Raw genomic sequence first — 670 nt, forward strand, 5'->3', positions numbered from 1 at the left:
CCTCGATCGGCTACCACCGCACCAACGGCGAGGCCAACATCGCCCGCGCCACCCGACGCGCGAACCGCCGCCCCCACGACCTCATCACCGCCGTGACCAGCAGCATCCCGACAACGCAATGACCCTGGGAACGGCAGTAGGCAAAGCCAGAAGAGGAGCACATTGTTGAGCCAGATCAGACGGCCAGTAACTCGCTTGATACGGCGGAAGAAATAGTAATGGTTGACCCAGTAGATTGCCACCATGGTAAATGACAGCGCGAAGCTGAAGAAGTGTGACGCAAGGGGCGTCATCGCTTGCAAGAATTCATTCGAGGTGGTGTGCCCGTCAAGTTCTGGTGGACGCAGATCGAGCACGAGGAGGGTAACGATAATGGCCATGACGGCGTCGCTGAAGGTTTCGATACGGTTCTTGGGCACATCTTGCACCTTATGAAGGATCTCCACACCACGTGGGCTTAACTCTCCACCCGCAACAACAAGTTCCGCCAACGCTGGAGCCATGAGCACGACGGCACACCGGGGCAGGTTCAGCCGGTCGTAGCATTTGATCTTGGCGGTTGGGTGGGACAGGATGTTCCGCTGTGCGTGCGATGTTGACCTTGGGTGATCGGGAAGAGATATCCCGTGGCCTGGCCGAAGGCTTGGAGTTCAAGCAGATCGCGGTCCTG

At 58.5% G+C, this 670-nt stretch carries 2 protein-coding genes; one reads left to right on the top strand and one right to left on the bottom strand.

The annotated features are described in order from the left end of the window. The coding region (locus tag DKT69_RS00070) for a TMEM175 family protein (RefSeq protein WP_146230935.1) at nt 1-503 on the bottom strand (503 nt) is incomplete at its 3' end. An 89-nt stretch (nt 504-592) separates the two neighbouring features. Between DKT69_RS00070 and DKT69_RS41320 the strand changes: the two genes are divergently transcribed. Continuing rightward, nucleotides 593-670 (top strand): helix-turn-helix domain-containing protein (locus tag DKT69_RS41320; protein WP_438361781.1); only part of this gene is annotated, 78 nt, incomplete at its 3' end.

The sequence above is a fragment of the Micromonospora sicca genome, assembly GCF_003172935.1.
Classification (GTDB): domain Bacteria; phylum Actinomycetota; class Actinomycetes; order Mycobacteriales; family Micromonosporaceae; genus Micromonospora; species Micromonospora sicca.